Genomic DNA, 22,036 nt, shown 5'->3' on the forward strand with positions numbered 1-22,036 from the left:
AAGCGCGCCCGGTGCTTCAGATTTCCGATCCGGCCAACATCCCGCTCCCTCGTGTCAACGTTCTGCCGGGGCTTCCCTACTTCGTCACCGAACAGGGTGCACCCTGGACGCCGATCGGGCACAATGATGCAGTCACCTGGCCTGAACTCGCGCCGCTGTTCCGTCGCGGGGATCCGGCAGCGGTAGAGCGTCATCTCGTCTGGCTGCGCGAGCACGGGGTGACCGTGATTCGGCTGATGCTGGAATACTGCCACGGCGAGCATCGATATTTGGAGCGCCCCGTCGGGCGCTTCGTCCCCAACATGGTTCGGTTCTGGGATGACCTGTTCGGCTTGCTCGAGAAGGTCGGTTTGCGCGTCCTGCTGACCCCATACGACACGTTCTTCATGTGGATTCGATGGCGCCATCACCCCTACAGCCGGGCGAACGGCGGCGTTTGCGCGACGCAGGCAGAATGGCTGACATCGCCGGAAATGCGGGCGGCGATCAAGGACCGGCTGGCATTTGCCAGCGATCGCTGGGGCGCAAGCCCTGCCCTGTTCGCTTGGGATATCTGGAACGAGATCCATCCTGCGCATGGCGGAGGCGATCCAGCATCCGCTGCTCCCTTCATAGACGACGTTGCCAATTGGCTTCGCGAGTATGAAAAGGCGCGGCACGGCTTCGCCAATCTGCAGACGGTTTCGGTTTTCGGCCCAGAGCTCATCAACCATCCCGAGATGACCGAGACGATCTTCCGACACCCTGCGCTAGATTTCGCAAACACGCATCTCTACCAGGCCGGCACGATCGACTTGCCTCGCGACACGGTTCAGCCAGCCTTGGCCGTGGCGCGCCTGATGCAGGCGGCGGTCGAAGACGCCGGGAACCGCCCCGTATTCGATTCCGAACATGGGCCGATTCACAGCTTCAAGGACAAGAAGCGCACCTTGCCTGCTGCCTTCGACGACGAGTACTTCCGTCACATCCAGTGGGCACATCTGGCAAGCGGGGGTGCTGGCGGTGGCATGCGCTGGCCGAATCGCCATCCGCACGTGCTGACAGAGGGCATGCGCGCTGCTCAGCGAGCGCTGTCAGACTTTCTGCCGCTGATCGACTGGGCCCGGTTCCGGCGTCGCAACCTCTCGGACAGGCTCGGCTGCGACGATCCCGGCCTTGCACTGGTCGGATGCGGGGACGCGCGGCAGGCGCTGATCTGGGCCATCCGAACCGACAGCATCTCGCCAGAAGGCATGGTGCAGCCGCGGGATGACGCGCCACCGGCCAGGCTGATGGTTCCAGGGCTGAAGGACGGCCGCTACGTAGTGACCATCTACGACACCGTGCGAGGCGCGGTCGCAGCGCGTTTCGATGCCGTGAGCGCTGGCGGCGTGCTGGAGGCCGACGTTGGACCCGTGCACTCGACCCTTGCCATGTGCATTCGAGAAGCTGCGCACGATCGAGAGGATCTCGGCAGGTAGCGATGGCTGGTGGAAAACCTCCTCAGGCCAGCCCGCCTGCGCAACCTGCGCGACATGCTGAAACCGCCCTGTATCGACCGGTGAAGACGTTCCTCGAGGAACAAGGCTACGAGGTGAAGGGCGAGATCTGCGGATGCGACGTGGTGGCTGTCCGCGGAAGCGAGCCGCCGGTGCTCATCATCGCTGAACTGAAGCTCTCCTTCACCCTCGAACTGGTGCTGCAGGCCGTGGACCGTCTACGCTGCGCCGACCTGATCTACCTGGCGGTGGTCTCCAGCCGGAAGGGTCGGGATCGAGATGCACGTGCGTTGCGGCTTTGTCGCTTGCTGGGCGTCGGACTGCTCGCGGTCGACCCGAAGCTACGCACGGTCTCCGTACTGGTCGAGCCTTCACCGTACCGCCCACGGCCCGATCTGCAGCGGCGTGCACGCATTCTGAAGGAGCACAAGAACCGTCAGGGGGATCCCGCAGAAGGAGGATCCACGCGGAGCCCCATCATGACCGCCTACAGGCAGCGAGCGATCGCCTGCGCCGAAGCAATCGATAGCGGCGTCGCCCGGCCACGTGACTTGAAGCACCTCGCAGAAGATGCGGGGCAAGTGCTACGGCGGAATGTCTACGGGTGGTTCGTGCGGGAGAAGCCGGGTCATTACAGACTGACCGAGGCTGGTGCGGCCATGTTGAAGCAGCGCTCGTCGACTGAATGATCATGCAGTCCCCGCGGTGAGAGGTCCCGGTCGCGCTGATGGCTACGGCAAGGGAGGAACTAGCTTGCCAGCTTGCTCAGAACGAAGGCAATCAGAAATCCTGCGACAGCGATCAGGCCGGAAAACTCGTGCGTCTCCTCCGTTGCCTCCGGGATCATCGTATCGACGAGCATGGCCAGGATAGCCCCGGCGGCCACGGCGGTGGTCGCCGCAATGAGGTCGGGGCTTGCGCCGGCGAGAGTGACGTACCCGAGTGCCGCAGCGACGCCAGATGCGATCGCGATACCTCCCCAGACGCCGAATATGTACACCGCCTTGCGGCCCGCCTTCTTCATTCCCGCCACGCTTGAGAGGCCCTCAGGCACGTTCGAGAGGAAGACCGCCGCCACCGTTACCAGGCTGACACCAGTTCCGTGGAGCAGGCTGACACCTATGACGACCGACTCTGGAATACCGTCGAGCAATGCGCCGACGGCAATAGCAAGGCCGGCTGTATCGCTGGCCGGGGCCTGGCTCTGGTCGGGATTCGATCCGGAACGCTTTCTGTGGCTGCCACCTGAGCGAGACACCAGGATGTTGGCGCCGGTATATACTACGGCGCCGCCGAGGAAGCCCAGGGCGGTGGAATCGAAGCCGCCCCGCGCATAGGCCTCGTCCATGAGCTCGAAGGCCACGGCGGAGATCAGGACGCCCGCGCCGATCGCCATCACCGCGGCAACCACTCGCTGTGGAAGCTCGACTACGTACGCGATGGCCGCACCGATCAGCAGCGCGGATCCACCAAGCAGCCCCCACAAACCCGCTACGATCACTCCTGGCATTTACGACCTCCGGTGCACGGAACCAGAGAAGCGGGAGATATATCCCGGGTCGCCGATGTTGGTCACGTGAAGCTCCGTAATGCGATGAAGCTAATCGCTTCAAAGCTGCGTTGCGACTATGCGCAACCACGAGGGTCAGGTCTCGCTGCCTTCCTGTTGCCGAGCGATGTATGGCTCAGGTAAGATGCAGTAAACGGCCCATCGATGCATACCCACTTTGATGAGCCGCACGCCTCACCGCCACTCGGAACAAGGTGCTCGAGCGTGATGAGACGCAAGGTGCGATGCTCCCGAAGCCGGTTGAACGCCATCGCTCGCGCTGAGGTGCCCTACCCTATGCATGTCGCGAGCCTCGACTGGCGCTCATCACGGACCCCCGAGCATTTTGACGCGTGAGCATTGCGAACTGATTTTCGAGTGCTAGACGGCTCGCATGCTCCTCGCCGCCATTCTGCTACTCTCGGTTCAGGAAGACGATAACCCCGTCCTCGCCGATTACGTCACTTGTGTCGTTCACCAGGTAGAGAAGCTCTACAAAACGCCAGAACCTGCGAACAACGTCGCGCGCACGGCTATGCACGGCTGCCAAGACAAGGAATCGGGGCTGAAGGCGTCCGTGCGGGACGACTTGACCACCGACCTGGTCAAAGGTGGTATGTCGGTCCACGATGCCGAGCTTGCCGCGAACAAGCAGATGGACGATGGCTGGGCGGAATACATGCTCAACCTCGAGCATAACACCGAGGAGACCATCCTCCGCTTCAGGGCTCGCCTTCAGCAGCGATAACGCGGCTCGGCGCCTTGCATGCACTTCGCAGACGCCGGCGGTGTTCGTGTGCGCTTGCTAGAGAGCGTTCACCTCAGATCCAACCAGTCGCCGCCCGCAGCAGATTCAATCAGCGCCCAGCTACCAGGAACAATCTTCGGTACAATCTGGGGACCTCTTTGGGATCGCAGCTAGGTGCCATCCGCATCGCTGTTGATCGCCCTCAGTGGCTCAAGTTGGCCTGTGGACTTCTCAGATGTAACCGTGCTGAACGACATCACCCGAAAAAGTGCGAGATCTGGGGATGGATGTGCAGCCTGCTCAAGCTATCACGCTGAACGTCAACGACGGACTTCCCGACGAGGTTTGGTGCTCAATCGACGAGACATACAAGCTCATGCCTGAATGGCGGGGATATCGCGACGGCATCCCCTACTGGTTTGGCCACGAGGATGATCCTCAGTTTCTTTGGGCTTCGATCGAGCCGGCAGGCTTACTGGTCAGTGGTGTTCTGTGGGAAGAACTGTGGGAAGCCTGGATAGGCGAGCTCATGGCTCGACTGTCCGGCGTGCTGGGCAGAGAGGTGAGCGATGCGAGCGCGTGATCCGAGGTTGGTCACGATCGCATACCTCTCGCGATCCGCGGCCGCGTTCGCGCGATCGTCCGTTTCATTTACCTGCAGGATGCGCTTCGAGGCTGAACGGGTATGGGCGACCGCGATAACGTAGCGGTCGTATTCTCTACTATCCGCTCTTTGAGCTCCGTATCAGCAATCGGCAAGCCGATCTCGAGACGCTTGGAAGCTTCTTCGCCAGCGAAGACCAAACCCGCAAATGGCGACGCCGGCGATCATCAAAGCCCAGCTCGCCGGCTCGGGAACGCCACTTGAGAACGCCCCGACATACGAGCCCCGCAGGAAACCGGTTTGCCTGGTAAGCGCGTCACGCGTGCCGTACTCGAAGCTGGAGTAGTATGTTGGGCCTTGCCCGATGATGCTGTCGAGCGTGAGCGGGGTACCGTCGTCAGCCTGGCGGAGAACGCCACCGATCGAGACGAGCTGAGACTTACCCGGGCCCCCGCCAAAGGGTTCACTTGCATCGCCGGTGGTTGGCTTGCCACTCAGAAAGAAGGTAAAGGCAACGCTCTCCTCGCTCATGTTCGATCCCGGGAAGAACGAGAAGGCACGATAGAGTTCGATGAACGGAACATATGCAGGCTCGGCCGACAGGGCATAGGTGTAGCCACTCATCGTGACAGCTACGTTGGACAGAGCCAAATCGTAGATCGCATAGCCCTCCGAAGCCTCGAAGAGCGACGCCTTCGCAGGGTCGAAGGTGAAAGAGAAACTGAAGGGGCTTCCTACTGGAACCGTGCCGGTCAGCGGCAGCTTGCCTGCAACTTGGGACAGTGTGCCAGAGCCGCTGTAGGTGACGGGAGCGGCGACAGCCTGTGATGCAGCGACCGCGAAGAAGGCCACCAAAGCGAAAGATCTGAGCCGCATTCGAAGCCTCCTAGTTCCGTGCACGTTGAAGCAACATGCTTCCTTGGCGCCTACGCGGCAAGAGTCACAATCCTCTATCAACTGCGCTGATGATCGAGAGCATGATGGTACCGTTTCGGGACAGTTCTGCACGGGCCGCTAACATGAGTAGATGAGCCTGGTCGCCGCTGGCGACGCTGCGAAATGGAGAACGCGCCTGCCAAGCATCGACCGCAGCTCTTGAAAGCTGCCGATTTGCCAGAAGCGTGCCAGCTTCCACTACGCTTGAGAACGCTCACGCCCGCCAAATGAAGCGTCACCTTCACACCAACATGAAACCCCTATAATCGATGTTCCATGCCACATCGTTTCCTGATGCTCTGGGGAGAGTGTCGGATGTGGCTTGAGCGGGGTATTCAATGTCCAGAAACTATCTACTTGCATGCATTCTTGCAGCTCTTTCCTGCTCCTCCGTGCAGGCACAGACTTCTTCGGGCACGGACGAGGTCCTGACCAACGAGACTGTGCTCTCCCTAGCTGCGGCTGGGATTCCGGATGAAGCTCTGGTCGCGAAGATCAAGGCGTCGAAGGGGATGTACGACACGTCCACCGCGAACATCCTGACGCTGAAGCAGAAGGGTCTCTCCGGCCCTGTGATCGCAGCGATGATCGGGGCGGCGGACATCGCGTCGAAGCCGGCCATGTCGATGGATGCAGCGGATCCCATGATTCCTCACCCGGCAGGAGTGTACTTCGTCTCGCCGGAGCCCGATCACAAGATGGTCGTGATGCAACCGACGGTCTCGTCGCAGGCGAAGACGGGCGGCATATTCGGCTATGCACTCACCGGGGGATTGGCTTCGATGAGCATCAAGGCGGCGATTCCTGGATCCGCGGCAGCGCTGAGCACGAGCAAGCAGCCGACGTTCTACTTCTTTTTCGACGACTCCAACCCCGGCACGGCTGCCCAGACCAGCGCTTGGCTCGCAGGCAGCGCTTCTGTGGTAAAGAGCCCGTCCGAATTTTCTCTCGTGCAGCTCATGGAGAAGAAGGGGCGCCGGGAAGCTCGTGTTGGCAGCGCCAACATCGCCGGCGCGAAGACGGGTATCATGGACAAGGACCGCATCGAGTTCAACTATGAGCAGGTTCGACAAGGCGTATTCAAGGTCACGCCGAAGCAACCTTTGGAAGCGGGTCAGTATGGATTCGTCTACTCCGTCGCCGGTGCCGCCGGGGGCGCCCTCACCGCCCGGGTCTACGACTTCGGCGTAAAGTGAGAAGCGGTGGGAGAGCTCTCGCTCTCCCACAAAGCGCGACGTGGGGGTCCGCCCCGTATCGTCACACCGCGGCACGGTTACACGTCGGAGGCGCAGACGGGTTGCGGCTCCCGATCCCCTCCCTGAGGTACATGCCTCGGGACTTACCGAGACGGGAGCACAACCGCTATCAATCTACGACTCGCACCTCCTGCGACGACGCCGCCGGCACGTGATCCCGGTCTAAGTAGTGGCAGAAATCGACACCAGGATGACCTTTCAGCCAGTCGCGAGAGGTGCGAGCAAGGGGCGACTGAAAGGAACCCCGATGATCCGAACGCCTAGCTTGTGTGCTCCACTCCTGCTTGCAGCCACTGCCCTCGGCGCGGCCTGCGGTCTGAATATTGTTGCTTCGGCAACGCCTTTGGGTGTGCCGAACCACGAGGAAGGTGACCGCCTGCCCCTCGTCCATGTGAGCAAGCACCCCGGAGCGCTGCCGGTAGTCGTGATCGTGGCGACGAAGGAGGCCGTTCTGTCCGACTTCGTCGTGCCCTATGGAGTACTGGCGCAGTCCGGAATCGCCAGGGTTATTGCCGTCAATATGACGACTGGCGATCTTAAGGCGGGCCCGCTCACGATCGTACCGGACATGACGGCGGCCGAGTTCGATCGCGCTCATCCGGAGGGAGCTGACTACGTGATCGTGCCTGCTACCTCGGACAAGCACGCGGAGGAGGTTGCATGGTTACGAAAGCAACATTCCCGCGGTGCCGCACTGATCTCGATCTGTGACGGTGTTGAGCTAGTCGCAGATGCTGGCCTGCTCGACGGTCGCAACGCGACGGGGCACTGGGCGTCGCTGTCCTCTCGCCGCAAGCAATATTCCAAGGTCACCTGGCGTACGAACACCCGCTATGTCGCGGATGGCGACATTGCCTCCAGCGCTGGAGTATCCGCCGCCCTTCCCATCAGCTTGGCTTTGATTGAGACCATGGCGGGGGCAGAAGTGGCGCACCGTACGGCCGAGCGCTTCGGCGAGCTTTCCTGGCAAGCATCGCACGAGAGCGACATTTTTAGGATCCGCCGCGACGACACTGCCGTGCACAAGGTCAACATGCGAGCGAAACCCGAAACCATCTCGTTTGCCGTTCAGGATGGCAGCGAGGAGGTTGCGCTTTCGCTACAGGCCGAGGCATGGTCGCGCACCATGCGCGACGAGGTCCACCTCGTCTCCGACAAGGGCGACGCGGTGCGGTTGCGGGGAGGCCTGCGCATAAGAACGAAAGCTGCGGCGACGATCGCACCGGACCTCCGCATCACCCTTGAGGAACAGCCCCGAGGTACCGCCGCATTGAACGTCGCACTCGACGCGATCGCGCGGCGCTATGGTAGCGGCACGGCACGCCTCTCCGCCTTGGCCATGGAGTATCCCTGGGGTGATCTACAGGTTGTGAAATGACAGATCCAACTTCTCTGGGGCTGCACGACGTCGGCAGCAGCGCTCCCGAGCGATCCCCGGGACCAGTCACCGTCGTTCTGCTTGCCTATGAAGGCATGAATCTGCTCGACCTGGCAGGGCCGCTGCAGGCATTTACCACTGCGAACAGAAGTGTACCCGCCGGCGCGACCTCGCGCTATGCACCCGTCATTGCTTCGGAACATGGCGGCCAGGTCGTGACCGGATCAGGCCTGCCCGTCGTTACCGACAGCATCGCCTCGCTGAAAGGCGAGGCGATAGATACCCTTATAGCTCCCGGAGGGTGCTCCGGCGAAGACTATGTGGTTGCGCCTGGCCTGCGGGAGTTCGTCGCAATGCGCGCAGGCTCCGTTCGCAGGCTCTGCTCGATCTGCACGGGCGCATTTCTGCTGGCCGCGGCCGGCCAGCTCGAGAGCAGGCGGGTGGCGACGCACTGGGCCTGGCTCGAGAAGCTCAAGGCCCTTCATCCAAGCCTGGATGTAGATCCCGACAGCATCTTCGTCCGTGACGGCAAGCTCTGGACGTCGGCCGGAGTGAGTTCGGGAATCGACCTCGCTCTGGCCCTTATAGAAGAAGATTTTGGTCCTCGCGTCGCCATTGATGCCGCACGCCAGATGGTCGTGTTCATGAAGCGATCCGGTGGTCAGTCGCAATTCAGCGTTCCGCTCGTCATGCAGTCGCGGGATCCAGCATTCGTCCAGCTTCATGCCTGGATGGCGCAGAACCTGACGGCTGATCTATCCGTCGTACGACTGGCCGAGCGTGCGGGAATGGCGCCCCGCACGTTCGCACGCACCTATACAACGAAGGTTGGTCGTACCCCGGCCAAGACGGTCGAGCTGATGCGTCTCGAGGCTGCCCGTGGCGTATTGGAGCTGACCGACCTGCCACTCAAAAGCGTCGCCGCCAATTCGGGGTACGGTGATGAGCAGACCATGAGACGCGCCTTCCAGCGACACCTCGGCACCAATCCCGCCACCCATCGCTCCCGATTTTCCAAGCACGCCTGAGGTGCGGCAAGCAAGGCGGCCATGCGCACGATGGAACACGGAGGGGGAGTTGGCTATCGCCCCGGCAAGTGTCGGTCGCTTTCAGCTCGACCACTCACTACGTTCCCGTCGCCGACCAGGTTCTCGCAGCGGTCTCGCATGATCGACAACGCCCTACCGGAGCGCACTAAGCGCGGAACGTAGCTCGTCCGGGTTCGCCAACCGGCCTTCTTCAGCCGCCTGCAGACCTTCCCAAGTGACAACCGACTCCGCCAGCACGCGTTGGCCTTCCGCAGTCAGCGAAAGCAGCTTTCCGCGCCTATCCGACGGGTCCGTTTTCGCCTGCACCAAGCCTCGCCGTTCCAGCGGCTTCAGCGCGGCAGTCAGCGTCGTTCGGTCCACTGCCAGAAGGTCCGCAACCCATCGCACGGAGCCAGGCTCCGGGCGGTTGAGAGACATCAGTAGCGAGAATTGTCCGCTGGTGATGCCATGCCGCTTCAGGCCGGCATCGAACCTTCTCGCCACCAACCGAGCGGCGCGCTGCGTGTGTAAACAGAGGCAAGCGCCATGAACCTGAACGGCCTTGCTGAACGATACGGATTGTGACACAGCCATACATAGGTTGATACCAACCTATTTTTCGGCTTTCAAGGATGTTGGATGATTACTCTCTACGCTTTCGGCAGCTGCCCTGATTTCGCGAGGGGTCTTACGCGCGACCTGAGGGTCCGGTGGGCGCTTGAGGAAGCTGGCCTGCCGTACGAAACCGTACTCATCGACTACGCGGCATCGAGAAGCTCGGCGCATTTGGAGCTCAACCCCTTTGGCCAGGTTCCCGCGGTCCAGGCCGCAGGACTCCCGACGTTCGAATCGGGCGCGATAGTTCTCCATATCGCCGAGAAGTCAGAGACTCTGCTCCCGTCCGATCCCGGTGCGCGTGCAGCAGCAATCTCCTGGATGTTCGCCGCCTTGAACTCGATAGAGCCGATGCTCCTCGGTCTTCTCGATGCCGACATATTTCACGCCAGAGAGCCATGGGCCAAGGAGATGCGAGCCGCCATGGAGGCCCGTGCAACGAAGCGTCTCGCCTTGCTCGAAGCGCACCTGGAAAATCGTGAGTACGTCACGGGTCAGTTCACGGCAGCGGACCTCCTCATGACCACGGTCCTGCGGATGCTCCGGCACACCGAGCTGTTGGGGCGGTTCCCTCACGTCTCCGCATTGAAGGAACGCTGTCAAGCTCGCCCTGCGTTTCAGAAGGCGCTTGCCGACCAGCTGAGTTCGCTCGATCGTACGATCGGAGAACAGGCACGATGATCGCGCCACGTGAAATAGGCTGTGCGGCTCCGGCTCTTCCTAAGCCGCTGACGGACCTGCTGTCAGGCTATCAGTGGTCACGGAACTTCGTGGGTGAGTCCGGCGGTGCCGTGTACCGCCTACATGGCCGTGGGGATGGGTGCGACCTGTATGTCAAACACGGGACTGGGCAGGTTGCGGATGATCTCGTCGCCGAGGTGGCTCGGCTCCGCTGGCTGCTGAAGGAGGAGGTATCCGTACCAGAGGTCCGGCACTTCGTTCTCGCTCTGGGCGAAGCATGGCTTGTGATGACGGCCTTGCCGGGTGAAACAGCTTACCAGGCCTTGGTCTCGAGACCAGAACAGCGAGCGGCGATCATAGACTCTGTCGCCGACTATCTGCGTCGGCTGCACGACATCCCCGTGACCGCATCGCCGTTCCGCAGTGATCATCACAGCAGGCTCGCCGGTGCGCGCGACTGTATCGACGCTGGCATGGTTGACGTCGACGACTTCGATGATGAGCGCGAGGGGTGGACGGCGGATCAAGTCTGGGATGAGTTGCAGCACCTCCTGCCTCTGGCCGAAGAGTCGGTGGTCACCCACGGTGACTTCTCCCTCGACAACATCTTGTTGGCCGACGGCGTAGTGGCCGGGTGCATAGACGTGGGCCGTGCGGGTTCGGCGGATCCGTATCAGGATCTTGCCATCTTGTGGAACTGCCTCGGCGAGTTCGGCAGCGCGCTTCAGGCGAGGCTGTTCACGAGCTATGGCATCGACCTGCCAGATGAGCGGCGGCTTCGATTCCATCTTCTGCTGGACGAGCTGTTCTGAGATGTTCGTCCGCACAGAAGAGCGCCCCTGAGGCAGCCGTGACGAAAAGTGTGGAAAATGGCAGGAAAGTGCGTTTGTCCTTCTCCTGCCATTCTCGGGCTCAGTGCTTCATGCGACAGATAGATGCCCGCCTTCCGAAACGCCATCCCGAGCCTCTACGTCGATTGGCCATAGGCCTTGGATCAGAAGCTCGCCCACTCGCCTACGTTCACCTGACCAGCCCGCGCGGACTGGGCTCGGTCACTACGAGGTGCGGAGTTTGCTTTGACGGCAAGGGATGGTTGATCGCTGCGGTGAGTGCGGAAGCGCGCGGCCGTTTCGCTGAGCACGACCACCTCTTGCGCAAGCTGTCGCGCGGCGGCGGAGGTTTCCTCGACCATCGCTGCGTTTTGCTGTGTTGCCCGGTCCATGTCGGCAAGCGCAACACTGATCTCGTTTACAGCCTTGGACTGAGATTGGTTCGCGGACGCCATCGTGGAGAGTTGCGCACGAACCGCATCGACGTCGCTTGTGATGTTGGTGAAGGCATCTCCGACGCGGAGAACCATGTCTACTGCGCCTTCAACTTGCAGCTGCGTAGCGGTCAGCTGGTCTCTGGCGCGGCCAGCCTCCTCCTCGGCGCGCATGGCCAATGCGGACACGAGGTCTGCGACAACCGCGAACCCTCGACCAGCTTCTCCGGCGCGTCCCGCTTCCACCGCGGCGTTCATCGCAAGAACCCGCGTCTGGAAAGCGATCTTGTCGAGACCTTCGATGACGCTGTCGATCCCCTTGGCGCTATCATGGACCTTCCCCATGGCCTCGGCCGCTTCGGTGGCCGTGGCCCGACCCGCGTCGACGGTGTGAACCGCGGCCTCAGCCCGGGTGACGGTGTGCCGAGCGGTTGTCGCGGTCTCGACCAGCCGCTTGTCGATCTGAGAAATGGCTGCTGTGGTCTGTTCGAGCGCAGCGGCGTTAGCTTCCGTCCGCTTCGCAAGGTTTTCCGACGCATGCGCGATTTCCGTTGATCCGCCACGAATCACCGTTGCGCTTTCGTTGATCGCAGACAGAAGAGACTGAAGCTGATCAAGCGTTTGATCGAACGCCTGTTCCAGGGTTCGATAGGCCTCGGGAAGACGCCCTTTCAGAGACTGCGTGAGATCTCCGTCCGCTAGCGCGGCAAGCCCCCCGCTTACGGTAGTGATGATGAAGCGGAGCTCATCGGCCTGCTGCTGGCGCTCGAGGGCTGTCGCAGCCTCCGTCTCGGACCGCTGCTGGCTCTCGAGCCGCAGCGCGTCGAGGAGACGTGTCATGCTGCTTGCCATTAGGACCAGGGCCCCAGCCTCTGCAATCAGGACGACGGCGTGCAGCAGGATGCGACCCAGCCCGCCGCCATTGGTGAATACCCAGTCGGGCATGAGCATGCCCAGAAGCAGATGGTGGACCGCGACAACCACTGTTCCAGCAATCAGGGCCTTGGGGTCACAAAGCACGGCACTCGCGGCAAGAGCTGCGAAGAAGATCATGTGCAGATCTACCTGCCAAGCTTCGCCTTTGAACAGGATCAGCAACAGCGCCGGCTGCGCGACGATCGTCATCGTGACCATCATCCGAGATCGCGCATCAATCGCCCCATTCAGTGCCAGGAAAACCGGATAGGCGACCAGAAGCGTGGCCACGATGCCAAGCGACCAATCCCCAATAATTGCTGCTCCCGCCACATTGGCGAGTGCCATGGACGCCATCAGAGCTGCCAGGAAGCGCATTCCGATGAGGCGCAGCGCGTTTAGCGAAAGCGTATTCACCGCATCATTTTCCTTGAAGTTTGCCGCACAGCGGAGGGGACCCGGTAACCACGAGGACGCCGCTTCTGAGCATCTGAGGCAATAGTCGAATTCGCTTGCCCTGGACGAAGCGCGAGCCCGGCAGATAACCGATCCCCGTCAGGACCGCTCCGGACTGCGCGACAAGCGTATCTATGTTTTGAGCAGCATGAGATGTTAGAGGCACCAGCAGCATGGGCCCGTGCTCGGGAGGCGCGAGCGCGGTGAGCGACGACGCAAAGATGAGGGCCACCTGCGCTGCCATCGCGACGCGGCCAGCCGTTTGACCGCGAGAGGGGTTCGAGACCAACGTCATGATTTCGATTAAACCAAGCCGCCGCTGAAGAGCGGTTAAGAATGAACTGAAGGAAACTACGTAGACCTGCCTGTTCGAGGAGATGCGAGATATCTCAGCTCAAGGTCAGTCCATCCGTGCCCCGCTTCGTCAGCATACGCCCCATCGCGTTGAGCAGCGCAGTCATGGCCACTGGCTTCATGATGACCTCGTCGGCACCTGCAGCCATACACCGTTCCCGCAGGTCCGTGGCGGCATCGGCGGTCACGACGATTACTGGCAGCGCGGCTTTTTCCCCTGCTGTGGCGCGCAGATGCTGAATGGCGGTCAGCCCATCCATGCCGGGCATGCGCAGGTCCATAAGCACGATACTGTAGTCGCCGTCGGCGATCATCCTGAGGGCTGTTTCCGCATCCGCAGCCTCTTCCATATTCGCTCCTACGACTCGCAACATGTCCTTCACGACGCGGCGGTTCATGGGGTCGTCTTCAACGAAAAGAATCTGCATGGTACGCTCCGTGGATCACGCATGCCTATCATCACGGCGTAAATTGTTGCTTAGGATGCTGAGCCAATTCGGGAAACTCGGTAGATCGCTCCTCATCAGCATAGATGCCCTGCAGCGCCGCTATCAGCTGAACCGCATTGATCGGTTTGACGATCAGCTGCGTCGCCCCCAGGTGCTCCATTTCGTCGAGCGGCAGATCGTCACCCGGCGCGAACAGCAGGCTGATTGGCACGCCGGCCTCCCGACAAGTCGCGACGAGAGATCGCAGCGGATCCATCAGGAGCTGGCCTTGTACCGTCGCTGAGCGAGCCTCAACCAACAGGTGATCCGCCGTCGCAGCACGAATCGCGGCGATTGCGCTGTCGCCGTCGGGTAGACAATCGACTACGGCCGCGACGGGCTCAAGGATGCTGCGCATCATCCCCTGGGTCAGCGGGTTGCCCTCGACCAGCAGCAGGCGCGCTTCCGCCAGCGAGGCAGGCCGGCCACAACGCTGCGGTACGTCCGCCCCGTCGTCGGGGCGCTGCAACGGCACGCGGAGCGTGAAGCGAGAGCCCGCTCCAACCGCGCTGACGACACTGAGTTCGCCGCCCAAGGCGTGCGCCAGCTTGCGGCAGATCGACAGGCCAAGTCCCGTTCCGCTGAACTGGCGGTCAAGGCCGCCATCAACCTGGTGAAATGCCTCGAACACGCGCTCGATGTGGTCTGCAGGGATGCCGATGCCGCTGTCCTCCACTTCGACGACCAGCATTTCTGAGTCGTCCGCAGCATGGGCGCGAAGCGTCACGCTGCCTTCGCGCGTGAACTTGACCGCATTCGACAGCAGGTTGCCAATGATCTGGCGAAGCCGCGCGCCATCGGAGAGGATGCGAGCGGGCGCCGCGCCGATCTCGAGGTGGAGCGCGATGTCCTTGGCGGCGGCATGCCCGCTCCACAGGCGCGCGGCATCCTCAAGGATGGCGCGGAACGCGACGTCCTCCTGCACGACTGCGACTTCGCCCGTCTCCATCTTGGCAACGTCGAGGATGTCGTCGACCAGGGCGCGCATTGCCTCGCCGGCACCGAACACCACCTGCACCTGCTCGCGCGCCTCCGCATCCAGGCGGGGATTGGTCAGCAAAATCTGCGCCATGCCGAGAATGCCGTTGAGCGGCGTGCGGATTTCGTGACTGGTCGTAGCCAGGAACTCGGTCTTCGCCTTCAGCGCTTTCTCCAGCGCCGTGTTAGTCTGGTTGAGAACGATGTTGGCGGCGCGCGTTTCATTGCGGCTCTTGCGGATCCGCAGCGCGCTGATCAGCAGCAGCACCAGCACGATCGTCGCCGCCGCGAATAGGCTCAGGAGCAGCTTGGTGCGGAACTCGGCCTGCTGCTGGTGGATACGGGCATCGCGCTCGAAGATCTTCTGCTTCTGGTTCTGGAAGTCGAAGCGCGCAGCCATCAGCTGCGACGCCGCCGAAGCGGTGAGACGGCTCGCCTCCTTGTCGAGGCGCTCGAAGGCCTTGAGATGCTGGAATGCCATCGCGTGATCGCCGAGCTTTTCAAACACGTCCGCTGCGGTGGCATGAAACTCCTTGTTGGGCATCGTCGTCTTGGTGAGATCGTCGCCAGCGAAGGTCTTACGCAGCAGCGCTGCTGCGCCCGCGACGTCCCCCTGCGCGGCTTTCAGCTTCGCGGCAGCGGCATAGACCGCCGGCCGCAATGAGGCGGCGTCGCCCGATCGAGACAGACCCAGTGCCTCGGCGATTGCCTGGCCTGCAGCGCCGAACTTATGACGCTCCGTCTCCGCGCTGGCGAGATTGGCGAGGATCTGGACCTTGAGCAACGGGCTGCCGAGTTCGCGAGCGCTCTTCAGCGCACCCCGGTAATCGCGCTCTGCCTCGTCATAGCGACCGAGCAGGCGGAGCACCTCCGCACGGTTGTTGAACGTGCTCAGGCGGAAGCCTGGATCGGCGGAGTAGAGTTCGCCGGCCTGTGAGTAATAGTCGAGCGCGCGCGGATAGTCGCCGGCGTCGGAATAGATCTGGCCGATGTCCTGCAGCGAGATCGCCTGGCTGCGGACTTCGCGGGCGGCGCGGAAGATGTCGTGTGCGCGCTGATAATCCTGCAGCGCCTCGACGATGTTGCCCGCGGTCGCCGCGATCGCGCCGCGCGAGCGCATCAGATCGCCCTGCAACTTGGTATTCCAGCCATGGATTGCGACTCGCGCGAGCGCCGCATCGATGATCGGCCGCGCCTTGGCAGGCTCGCTGATCCGGATATAGGCCTCGCCCTTTAGCCATTCGGCCGTCGCCATCGCACGCTCTGCCTGCGGCGAGGCCCCAAGCGCATGCGCGCGCACCAGCGCCTTGTCGGCCAGCCCCAGGGCCTGGCCCGGGTCTGCCATCATCGCGGTCTTGGCGGCGGCGATGTCCTGATCGAACCGCGCGAGAGCGGCCTTCTCCGCCGTCGCCGGCGCCGATGGCATCTGGGCGATCGCGGGCGTCGCGATCGCGAGTGCCAGCAGACACAGGCCTTCCACCCATCGCATCCGGCCGAATCTCCCTTCGCCAGAACATCTTAGGGCGAAAAGGTTAAAGCATGGCCAACCATGCCGGCTGCGCCCCCGGGCACAGCCGGCAGGACTGACTCAGAAGTTCATTCGGAAGGCGGCCCCGCCGGTGAGGCGCGGCAGTGCCTGCGTCTGCGTACCGTTGAGCGTCGCGCGGCCGAAGACGCTAACCTGCGCCGCCCCATTGAACATCGTCCGCCCATACAAGGCTTCGCCGACATATTGCCGCTCGGGAACCCCGAGGTTGAAACGCTGGGTGAGCGGCCCCAGTTCACCCGTCTGCCTGTCGATGACCTGCACCGTCGTAAGATCGACGCTCGCCCGTTCGAGGTGCATCGGCTGCGCCAGCGTCATGCGGAACAGGTCGGTCTTGCCGAACAATTCGCTCTTCGTAAGCCCGAACTGAAACGAGGTGCTGACCAGACCGCCGCCGGCCGGCGTGATCGTTGCGGCGCCTGCCGCTCGGGTGCGGCCGATGGTTCCGGTCGCAGCAAGTGCCAGGGTCGGCGTCAGGGCAAGGTCTGCGCCGAGCGTGACGCCGTCGCTGATGCTGCCGCGGGCGAAATCATAGGGATCGGCCGATTCGATGCCGAGCATCGCCTTGGCCTCGCGCAGGCGCGTGTAGCTCGCGCTCAGCGCGCCGTTGCCGGCGGTGTAGCGCACCGCGACATTCTGCGCGCCAGCCCGATAGGGATCCACTGCACCCATTGCGAAGGCCGTGAGCGCATCCATTTGCCGCAGGTCGCGGCGCAGCGTCCGCTGGGTGAGCCCGCTCGAGATCGTCCAGTGATCGCTCAGCGCGACGCTGGTCTGGAGATAGCCGCCGCCCGACGCGAAGCCCATCAACGGGTTGGCACCGCCAACATTGGGATCAAAGTCCGAAGGCAGTGCGAAGCTACCGCCGCCGAGCTGGGTTGCACCATCGCCGTCGCCAAGGGTGAAGGCGACGCGGTTGCCCGGGGTGACCAGTCGCACCGCGGTTTGATAGGGCACCTGGCTCTGGTAGAAGCCGAGCATGCGGGTGCGCGGCGCCACCGCCATTGAGAGCTGCAGGCCGCCCTTGTTGGAGATCGGCGCGGAATAGGCGAAGCCGCTGAAGGCGCCCGGCCCCTTTACGCCGGGACCAGCCTTGGTCGTCGCCCAGGCCATGAAGCGGCTGTAGATATAGCTCTGCAGATATTCGTTCGAGCCGGTCAGCGACATCGCCGTTGCATCGGTGAGCTTGCTCGACACCGGGATGGCGAAGTCGCGGAAGGTCGCGCCAACGTCTTCATAGGCATAGAAGAACATGCCGGCCGCTTCCCACTTGGCCTGCTCCTTGGGGTCGCGGATCTTGGCGGCCTGGGTGGCAACGATGTTGCCCTTCGCGTCGTACTGATACCATTTCAGCCCGTCGAAGCTCAGTGGCGACAGGGCAGCGGTGACGTCGAGGATGCCCACGCCGTAGACGGGGTCGACACCCGGTGCGCCGGCGTCGCGGGCGGACTTCAGGATGATGTCCACCGTTTCCTTGGGATAGTTGGAAAGCCAAGGCCAGCGATCATGGAGCAGCGCGATTGTGCCGGTGACCAGCGGCGCGGCGAACGAGGTGCCCGATGCGCGCGTCACGCCGCCCTGCCCGTCCGACACCAGGATCATCTCGCCCGGCGCGGTGATGAAGCGGTTCATCAGCTTCATGTCGGGCGCGCACTTGCCCTTCGCGTCGACGAGGCACGCACTGCCGGGCTGGTTCGAGAACGCGGAAATCGTGCCCGTTGGCCCGACCGAGCCGACCACGATCATGTAGGGGTTGGCTTTGTCCCATTTGATGTCCTGCGTTTGCGAGACACCGTCATTGCCCGCCGCGATGACGAAAATCGTCTTCTTCGCGTAGGCTGCGACATCCGGGTCGCCGAACACGTCGTTCCAACCCTGCGGCAGGGTCTTGCCGGGCTCGCCGAGCGACATGTTGACGATGCTCGCATTGTTCTGCGCGATCATCAGCACGCCGTTCCTGACGTCGGTCCAGTTGGCCGTGCCCGAGCTGTCGAACGGATTGTACGCGACGACCGAAGCCATCGGCGCGATGCCCATCACGCCCTTGCCGTCGTGCGCGGCGATGATCAGGCTCGCCACCGCGGCGCCATGGCCATTCGAGAAGTCCGAAATGCCGCTATACTTGGTGATGTTGCTGGTGCCGTCGCCGGTCACGGTGAAGTCGAGCAGGCCGACGATCGACCGCTTGCCCTCGCCGATCGTCTTGGTGATGGCAGGCGACCAGTTGATCGTCTGCATCCACCAGTCGGTGCGGTCCATGCCCGAATATTGGTTGAGCTGATCATACCAGTCAATGAAGAACATCTGCCGCGTATAGGCGTCGACCAACATCAGTGAGGTCGGATTGGTCAGATCGAGGCCCCACTTGGCCAACATCGGGTTGACGAAGCCGGCCTCGAAGGTCTTGCCGGTCTGCTTCTGAACGGCCGTGCCCCACGCATCCTTGGACTGGCCGATCATGCCATTGACCTTCGTGACCAGCGTCGACAGGTCGGCGGGCGCCGGGGTGGCCGACAGATTCAGCCAGTAACCGAGCGTATCCTTGCTGGTGGCATTATACGTTTCCGAGAAGGTCCTGATGTTGCCGATCATCGGATCGAGATCGCCCATCGCTGGCGCCAAATCGCCCCAGAACGTGCGGATATTGCCGACATAGGGGTCGACCGTGCCGCCGAACGTGCGGATGTTGCCGATATAGGGGCTCAGGTCGCCGCTGAAGGTGCGGATGTTGCCGACCAGCGGATCGAGGTCGCCGGTGAACGTGCGGATGTTGCCTACGTACGGGGTCAGTGTCCCGCTCAGCGTCTGCACGGGCTTGTCTGTCGAGACGGGACCAGGCCGAACTACTACTGGCTGTACGCGCGGGGACATGGGCGCTGGCGAAGGGGGCGTCGGATTGGAGGTGGTCTGGGCTTCGGCACCGACCGTGCCGATCAGGCCCGCAAAGCCAACTGTCCCCATAAGATACGAGCGGATCAACGTACGCACTGTCATCAGAAGCCCCGTTCAAGTCGGCTCCCCCGGCCGCCATCACTTTTGTATTGCCGTAGATGTGCGCTGCGACTGATTACCAAGGCTTGAAAAAACGTCGTTAGGATTGCGTTAGGCATCATTTAAGCCTTCGACTTCACGCACCTAGCGCAAGCGACCAGTGCCCCTCGCCTGGCCCAGCGAGCCGTTCCAATTGCACCTCGTCGCTGAGGAATTCGGACAGCTGCGGCAATGGCAACGGAGGAGAGATGAAATAGCCCTGGAGCAGATCGCATCCCATGATGCGAAGCAGCGACAGGCTCATCGCCGTGTCCACGCCCTCGGCGGTGACCTCCATCTCGAGCGCATGGGCGAGCTCGATCGAGGAGCGGACGAGAAGCGGGTCCCGATTGCTGTTGGTGAGGCCGCTTACAAACATGCGGTCGATTTTGAGTTCGTGGGCGGGCAGCTGCTTAAGGTAAGCGAGCGACGACAGGCCCGAGCCATAGTCGTCGATTGCGATGCGAATGCCTGCATCCGTAAACGCGCGCAGGTTCGCCAGGGCCGCGTCAGGATCACCGATCACTGCGGTTTCGGTGATCTCGAACCCGAGCCTGCCGCTCGCCTGACGGGCCAGCGCAAGGGCCGTTGTAGCGAAGTCATAGTCTGGCAGCAGCTGACCCGAGATGTTAACATAGACTTCAACGGGATGCCCGCGCTCGATAAGGCGCTGCTGATCTTCGATGGCGCGGGTGATCACCCATTCGCTGAGCTCGCGGATTGCGCCGGTTTCTTCGGCCAGCGCGATGAACCGATCGGTCGGCACAAGTCCGCTGCCGGGCCGAATCCAACGGATTAGCGCCTCCACGGACGTGATCATGTTCGTACGTGCGTGAAGCTTCGGCTGATAGTGAAGACTTATCTCGCCTTCAGCTAGCGCGCGCGGCAGGGCCCGTATGAGCTCCAGATCTGCTAGGCTGTTTTGTGACAGAACGGCCGAATCTGCGAAGCGGATCTTGCTTCGTTCCTTCTGCGCGGCGCTGAGCGCGGCCGCTGCCTGATCAACCAGTTCGTCGAGAATGGAACTCTGCCCTGCGTCAGCAAAGCCGATTGACACTGAAGGATAGACGCTGAACTCGTCGATGAGCAGGCGCGCTTCCAGCGCTGCGACAAGGCCCTGCAGGCACGCATGAGCAGCCTCGAGGCTATCTGCATGGAAAGCGAATTCGATCGTGGTGCGACCGATGCGGCCGCGATCCGCGCCCGGGATCGCGACTTCGATCCTGCTCGCTAGTGTTTCCAGCAGCTGATTGGTGATCTGGTAGCCAATGCTCCGCCGGAGCGCTGCAAAGCGCTCCACCTCTACCAGCGCTACGAACGTCGGTCCCGCAGGAACATGGGCATAGCGGGTCTCATCCCGGAGCTCATCGAAGACCGTCGCATGCATGCTTGTTGAAGCTTGCCACTGCGCCAGGGGTTGCGTGGCAGCGAGCACGCCATCGCCTGGCGTGGCCAAGCCTTCACCCTCCTTTGCATGAGGCGAATTGGAACTGTGCCGCTGCTCCTCGTGCAGAGCGGACAGGACCATTCTCCCTGCCCTAACCAGGCGGGCGCTAAACACGCTTCGCACAAAGCGCGCCGTCAACACGGATTGAAAGGTACGCAGCACAAGGCCCCAGAGCTTCGCCAATGCCATCGTTCAACGATACCGCTCATGTATGAAGCATCTGTAACTGCGCCCATCTCCACCGCTGGACAGCCAGCGACTCGAGAGTATCGGCCGCTCGCGATAGGTCCGCATGAGCCACAATGCGGATTGCCAGCACGGCCGGCATCCCAGGCGAGCACAAGTTTGTATCAACCAGACAGCGGCCTCGCTGCTTGGAAGCAGGAGCGAGCCCGCCTGCTGCTCACAGCGCCTAGGCGGAGGCGGGTGGCTGTATGTGCTCCTTGGCGACCGTCGTCGATCCCCTGCTTGGCCATTGCCGCGACAGTTGATTTATGGACGACGAAGGCTGAGCCGACAGGAGCTTCGCGCACGAAAACTCTTGCAGGACGACCGTCGTGCATACCGCAGAAGTGGTACGAACCACGACCCTTGTCGATAACATCTATGTCTGCATCTGGATCGGCGAGAAGGCGCTGGTTCGTCACCTAGGCATGCAGACATAGCGCGCAGCGCGCGGCTCCATAGCACGTGAGGTAGTCAGGTTTGATGTCAGCGGGCGAGTTGGCTGCTCCAAGTGACGACCACCGAAATGGCGAGGATGCCGAGATCGATTGCGGCGTGCACCCGCTGCGGGGCCGCATCATCAGGGCGGTGAGTGACAATCGTGAAGTCGGCGTGAGGACGCGGCGGGCGGACGACCGCCATCAGGAGGGCTATGGCTCCGGTGGTCAGCAGCAGGCGCTTATGACGCGACATCGATTCCCCTTTTCCCTGGCCCTGCACCTATAGGCGCCACAAGGGCATGGCTAGGCCGAGCGACGTCAAGAGTCGACATTGTTCTTGGATGACGACGAAAGTTACCCAAACCCTCATCCTAGAGCCTGCCGCAGCGAGGCAGATACCTGCTATCAACAGAGCATTTTGTACGAAGCATCATCGTCCTTGCCCCGACTGCAACGCTAAGTATGCTGCAGGCGCCAACCTTCCCCGGGACCGTTCAAGCGGGCGTCGATGTCGCGGACGAGGGCTGATGTTACGTTCGCATTTCTCGCGTGGACCTTCCAGTCGGCGACTGCAGCTCTAACGCGATCAACGATCAGCCTGGTGCGCTCGTCTGGGATGC

At 62.3% G+C, this 22,036-nt stretch carries 19 protein-coding genes; 9 read left to right on the top strand and 10 right to left on the bottom strand.

Features of this window, described 5'->3' with window-relative positions; genetic code table 11:
• Positions 1-11: 11 nt before the first annotated feature.
• Complete coding sequence (locus tag SPI01S_RS18730) at positions 12-1,460, top strand: glycoside hydrolase 5 family protein (RefSeq protein WP_157084783.1); 1,449 nt, start codon at positions 12-14, stop codon at positions 1,458-1,460.
• An 80-nt stretch (positions 1,461-1,540) separates the two neighbouring features.
• Positions 1,541-2,167 carry a DUF2161 family putative PD-(D/E)XK-type phosphodiesterase gene (locus SPI01S_RS18735; protein ID WP_218017632.1) on the top strand — a complete coding sequence of 209 codons (627 nt, stop codon included), beginning with the start codon at positions 1,541-1,543 and terminating at the stop codon, positions 2,165-2,167.
• Between the two features lie 59 nt (positions 2,168-2,226).
• Here SPI01S_RS18735 and SPI01S_RS18740 read toward each other — a convergent pair whose 3' ends face one another.
• The gene (locus tag SPI01S_RS18740; protein ID WP_066726333.1) at positions 2,227-2,988 is read right to left on the bottom strand and encodes a ZIP family metal transporter; all 762 of its coding nucleotides are present in this window, start codon (positions 2,986-2,988) and stop codon (positions 2,227-2,229) included.
• A 433-nt stretch (positions 2,989-3,421) separates the two neighbouring features.
• Between SPI01S_RS18740 and SPI01S_RS18745 the strand changes: the two genes are divergently transcribed.
• Together SPI01S_RS18745 and SPI01S_RS18750 are read left to right on the top strand one after the other, a co-directional pair.
• Entirely contained in the window at positions 3,422-3,775 is a 354-nt protein-coding gene (locus SPI01S_RS18745) for a hypothetical protein (protein ID WP_066726336.1), read from the top strand.
• 283 nt (positions 3,776-4,058) lie between these two features.
• Entirely contained in the window at positions 4,059-4,358 is a 300-nt protein-coding gene (locus tag SPI01S_RS18750; RefSeq protein WP_066726339.1) for a hypothetical protein, read from the top strand.
• A 162-nt stretch (positions 4,359-4,520) separates the two neighbouring features.
• On the opposite strand, the gene SPI01S_RS18755 is transcribed toward SPI01S_RS18750, so the two are convergent.
• Positions 4,521-5,255 (bottom strand): PEP-CTERM sorting domain-containing protein, encoded by a 735-nt coding sequence (locus SPI01S_RS18755; RefSeq protein WP_066726342.1) that lies wholly within the window; start codon positions 5,253-5,255, stop codon positions 4,521-4,523.
• 398 nt (positions 5,256-5,653) lie between these two features.
• On the opposite strand from SPI01S_RS18755, the gene SPI01S_RS18760 reads away from it, so the two are divergent.
• From SPI01S_RS18760 to SPI01S_RS18770, 3 genes are all read left to right on the top strand, one after another.
• Positions 5,654-6,511, top strand: a complete 858-nt coding sequence (locus SPI01S_RS18760; RefSeq protein ID WP_084253596.1) for a hypothetical protein — start codon at positions 5,654-5,656, stop codon at positions 6,509-6,511.
• A 307-nt stretch (positions 6,512-6,818) separates the two neighbouring features.
• Positions 6,819-7,949, top strand: a complete 1,131-nt coding sequence (locus SPI01S_RS18765) for a DJ-1/PfpI family protein (protein WP_169804550.1) — start codon at positions 6,819-6,821, stop codon at positions 7,947-7,949.
• Positions 7,946-8,977: a GlxA family transcriptional regulator gene (locus SPI01S_RS18770; RefSeq protein ID WP_066726356.1), complete on the top strand. Its 1,032-nt coding sequence runs from the start codon at positions 7,946-7,948 to the stop codon at positions 8,975-8,977. The genes SPI01S_RS18765 and SPI01S_RS18770 overlap by 4 nt, the downstream gene beginning before the upstream one ends.
• 153 nt (positions 8,978-9,130) lie before the next feature.
• Here the strand turns inward: SPI01S_RS18770 and SPI01S_RS23300 are convergent, their stop codons facing one another.
• Complete coding sequence (locus SPI01S_RS23300) at positions 9,131-9,571, bottom strand: MarR family winged helix-turn-helix transcriptional regulator (protein ID WP_066726359.1); 441 nt, start codon at positions 9,569-9,571, stop codon at positions 9,131-9,133.
• 45 nt (positions 9,572-9,616) lie between these two features.
• On the opposite strand from SPI01S_RS23300, the gene SPI01S_RS18780 reads away from it, so the two are divergent.
• Positions 9,617-10,273 (top strand): glutathione S-transferase family protein, encoded by a 657-nt coding sequence (locus tag SPI01S_RS18780; RefSeq protein ID WP_066726362.1) that lies wholly within the window; start codon positions 9,617-9,619, stop codon positions 10,271-10,273.
• Positions 10,270-11,085, top strand: coding sequence for an APH(3')-I family aminoglycoside O-phosphotransferase (locus tag SPI01S_RS18785; protein WP_066726365.1), 816 nt, complete (start codon positions 10,270-10,272; stop codon positions 11,083-11,085). Before SPI01S_RS18780 ends, SPI01S_RS18785 begins: the two co-directional genes overlap by 4 nt.
• Before the next feature lie 182 nt (positions 11,086-11,267).
• Here SPI01S_RS18785 and SPI01S_RS18790 read toward each other — a convergent pair whose 3' ends face one another.
• The 7 genes from SPI01S_RS18790 to SPI01S_RS18815 all read right to left on the bottom strand — a co-directional run bounded on the left by SPI01S_RS18790 (position 11,268) and on the right by SPI01S_RS18815 (position 21,669).
• Complete coding sequence (locus tag SPI01S_RS18790) at positions 11,268-12,830, bottom strand: methyl-accepting chemotaxis protein (RefSeq protein ID WP_066726368.1); 1,563 nt, start codon at positions 12,828-12,830, stop codon at positions 11,268-11,270.
• Positions 12,831-12,873: 43 nt separating this feature from the next.
• Entirely contained in the window at positions 12,874-13,152 is a 279-nt protein-coding gene (locus SPI01S_RS22455) for a hypothetical protein (protein WP_157084785.1), read from the bottom strand.
• Positions 13,153-13,297: 145 nt separating this feature from the next.
• On the bottom strand, positions 13,298-13,690 hold the full coding sequence (locus SPI01S_RS18795) for a response regulator (protein ID WP_066726370.1): 393 nt from the start codon (positions 13,688-13,690) through the stop codon (positions 13,298-13,300).
• 31 nt (positions 13,691-13,721) lie between these two features.
• Positions 13,722-15,983 (bottom strand): ATP-binding protein, encoded by a 2,262-nt coding sequence (locus SPI01S_RS18800; protein WP_169804551.1) that lies wholly within the window; start codon positions 15,981-15,983, stop codon positions 13,722-13,724.
• Between the two features lie 333 nt (positions 15,984-16,316).
• Positions 16,317-19,085: a S8 family peptidase gene (locus SPI01S_RS18805; protein ID WP_066726373.1), complete on the bottom strand. Its 2,769-nt coding sequence runs from the start codon at positions 19,083-19,085 to the stop codon at positions 16,317-16,319.
• 316 nt (positions 19,086-19,401) lie between these two features.
• Complete coding sequence (locus SPI01S_RS18810) at positions 19,402-20,832, bottom strand: GGDEF domain-containing phosphodiesterase (protein ID WP_169804552.1); 1,431 nt, start codon at positions 20,830-20,832, stop codon at positions 19,402-19,404.
• Between the two features lie 630 nt (positions 20,833-21,462).
• Complete coding sequence (locus tag SPI01S_RS18815) at positions 21,463-21,669, bottom strand: hypothetical protein (protein ID WP_066726377.1); 207 nt, start codon at positions 21,667-21,669, stop codon at positions 21,463-21,465.
• Positions 21,670-22,036: the final 367 nt, after the last annotated feature.

Source organism: Sphingomonas pituitosa NBRC 102491 (genome assembly GCF_001598435.1).
Lineage (GTDB): Bacteria > Pseudomonadota > Alphaproteobacteria > Sphingomonadales > Sphingomonadaceae > Sphingomonas > Sphingomonas pituitosa.

Excerpts from the sequence above, each read along its gene's own strand:
- SPI01S_RS18740 (WP_066726333.1), bottom strand. The coding sequence starts at position 2,988 with ATGCCAGGAGTGATCGTAGCGGGTTTGTGGGGGCTGCTTGGTGGATCC.
- SPI01S_RS18745 (WP_066726336.1), top strand. The coding sequence starts at position 3,422 with ATGCTCCTCGCCGCCATTCTGCTACTCTCGGTTCAGGAAGACGATAAC.
- SPI01S_RS18750 (WP_066726339.1), top strand. The coding sequence starts at position 4,059 with ATGGATGTGCAGCCTGCTCAAGCTATCACGCTGAACGTCAACGACGGA.
- SPI01S_RS18755 (WP_066726342.1), bottom strand. The coding sequence starts at position 5,255 with ATGCGGCTCAGATCTTTCGCTTTGGTGGCCTTCTTCGCGGTCGCTGCA.
- SPI01S_RS18760 (WP_084253596.1), top strand. The coding sequence starts at position 5,654 with ATGTCCAGAAACTATCTACTTGCATGCATTCTTGCAGCTCTTTCCTGC.
- SPI01S_RS18765 (WP_169804550.1), top strand. The coding sequence starts at position 6,819 with ATGATCCGAACGCCTAGCTTGTGTGCTCCACTCCTGCTTGCAGCCACT.
- SPI01S_RS18770 (WP_066726356.1), top strand. The coding sequence starts at position 7,946 with ATGACAGATCCAACTTCTCTGGGGCTGCACGACGTCGGCAGCAGCGCT.
- SPI01S_RS23300 (WP_066726359.1), bottom strand. The coding sequence starts at position 9,571 with ATGGCTGTGTCACAATCCGTATCGTTCAGCAAGGCCGTTCAGGTTCAT.
- SPI01S_RS18780 (WP_066726362.1), top strand. The coding sequence starts at position 9,617 with ATGATTACTCTCTACGCTTTCGGCAGCTGCCCTGATTTCGCGAGGGGT.
- SPI01S_RS18785 (WP_066726365.1), top strand. The coding sequence starts at position 10,270 with ATGATCGCGCCACGTGAAATAGGCTGTGCGGCTCCGGCTCTTCCTAAG.
- SPI01S_RS18790 (WP_066726368.1), bottom strand. The coding sequence starts at position 12,830 with ATGCGCTTCCTGGCAGCTCTGATGGCGTCCATGGCACTCGCCAATGTG.
- SPI01S_RS22455 (WP_157084785.1), bottom strand. The coding sequence starts at position 13,152 with ATGGCAGCGCAGGTGGCCCTCATCTTTGCGTCGTCGCTCACCGCGCTC.
- SPI01S_RS18795 (WP_066726370.1), bottom strand. The coding sequence starts at position 13,690 with ATGCAGATTCTTTTCGTTGAAGACGACCCCATGAACCGCCGCGTCGTG.
- SPI01S_RS18800 (WP_169804551.1), bottom strand. The coding sequence starts at position 15,983 with ATGGCGACGGCCGAATGGCTAAAGGGCGAGGCCTATATCCGGATCAGC.
- SPI01S_RS18810 (WP_169804552.1), bottom strand. The coding sequence starts at position 20,832 with ATGGTCCTGTCCGCTCTGCACGAGGAGCAGCGGCACAGTTCCAATTCG.
- SPI01S_RS18815 (WP_066726377.1), bottom strand. The coding sequence starts at position 21,669 with ATGTCGCGTCATAAGCGCCTGCTGCTGACCACCGGAGCCATAGCCCTC.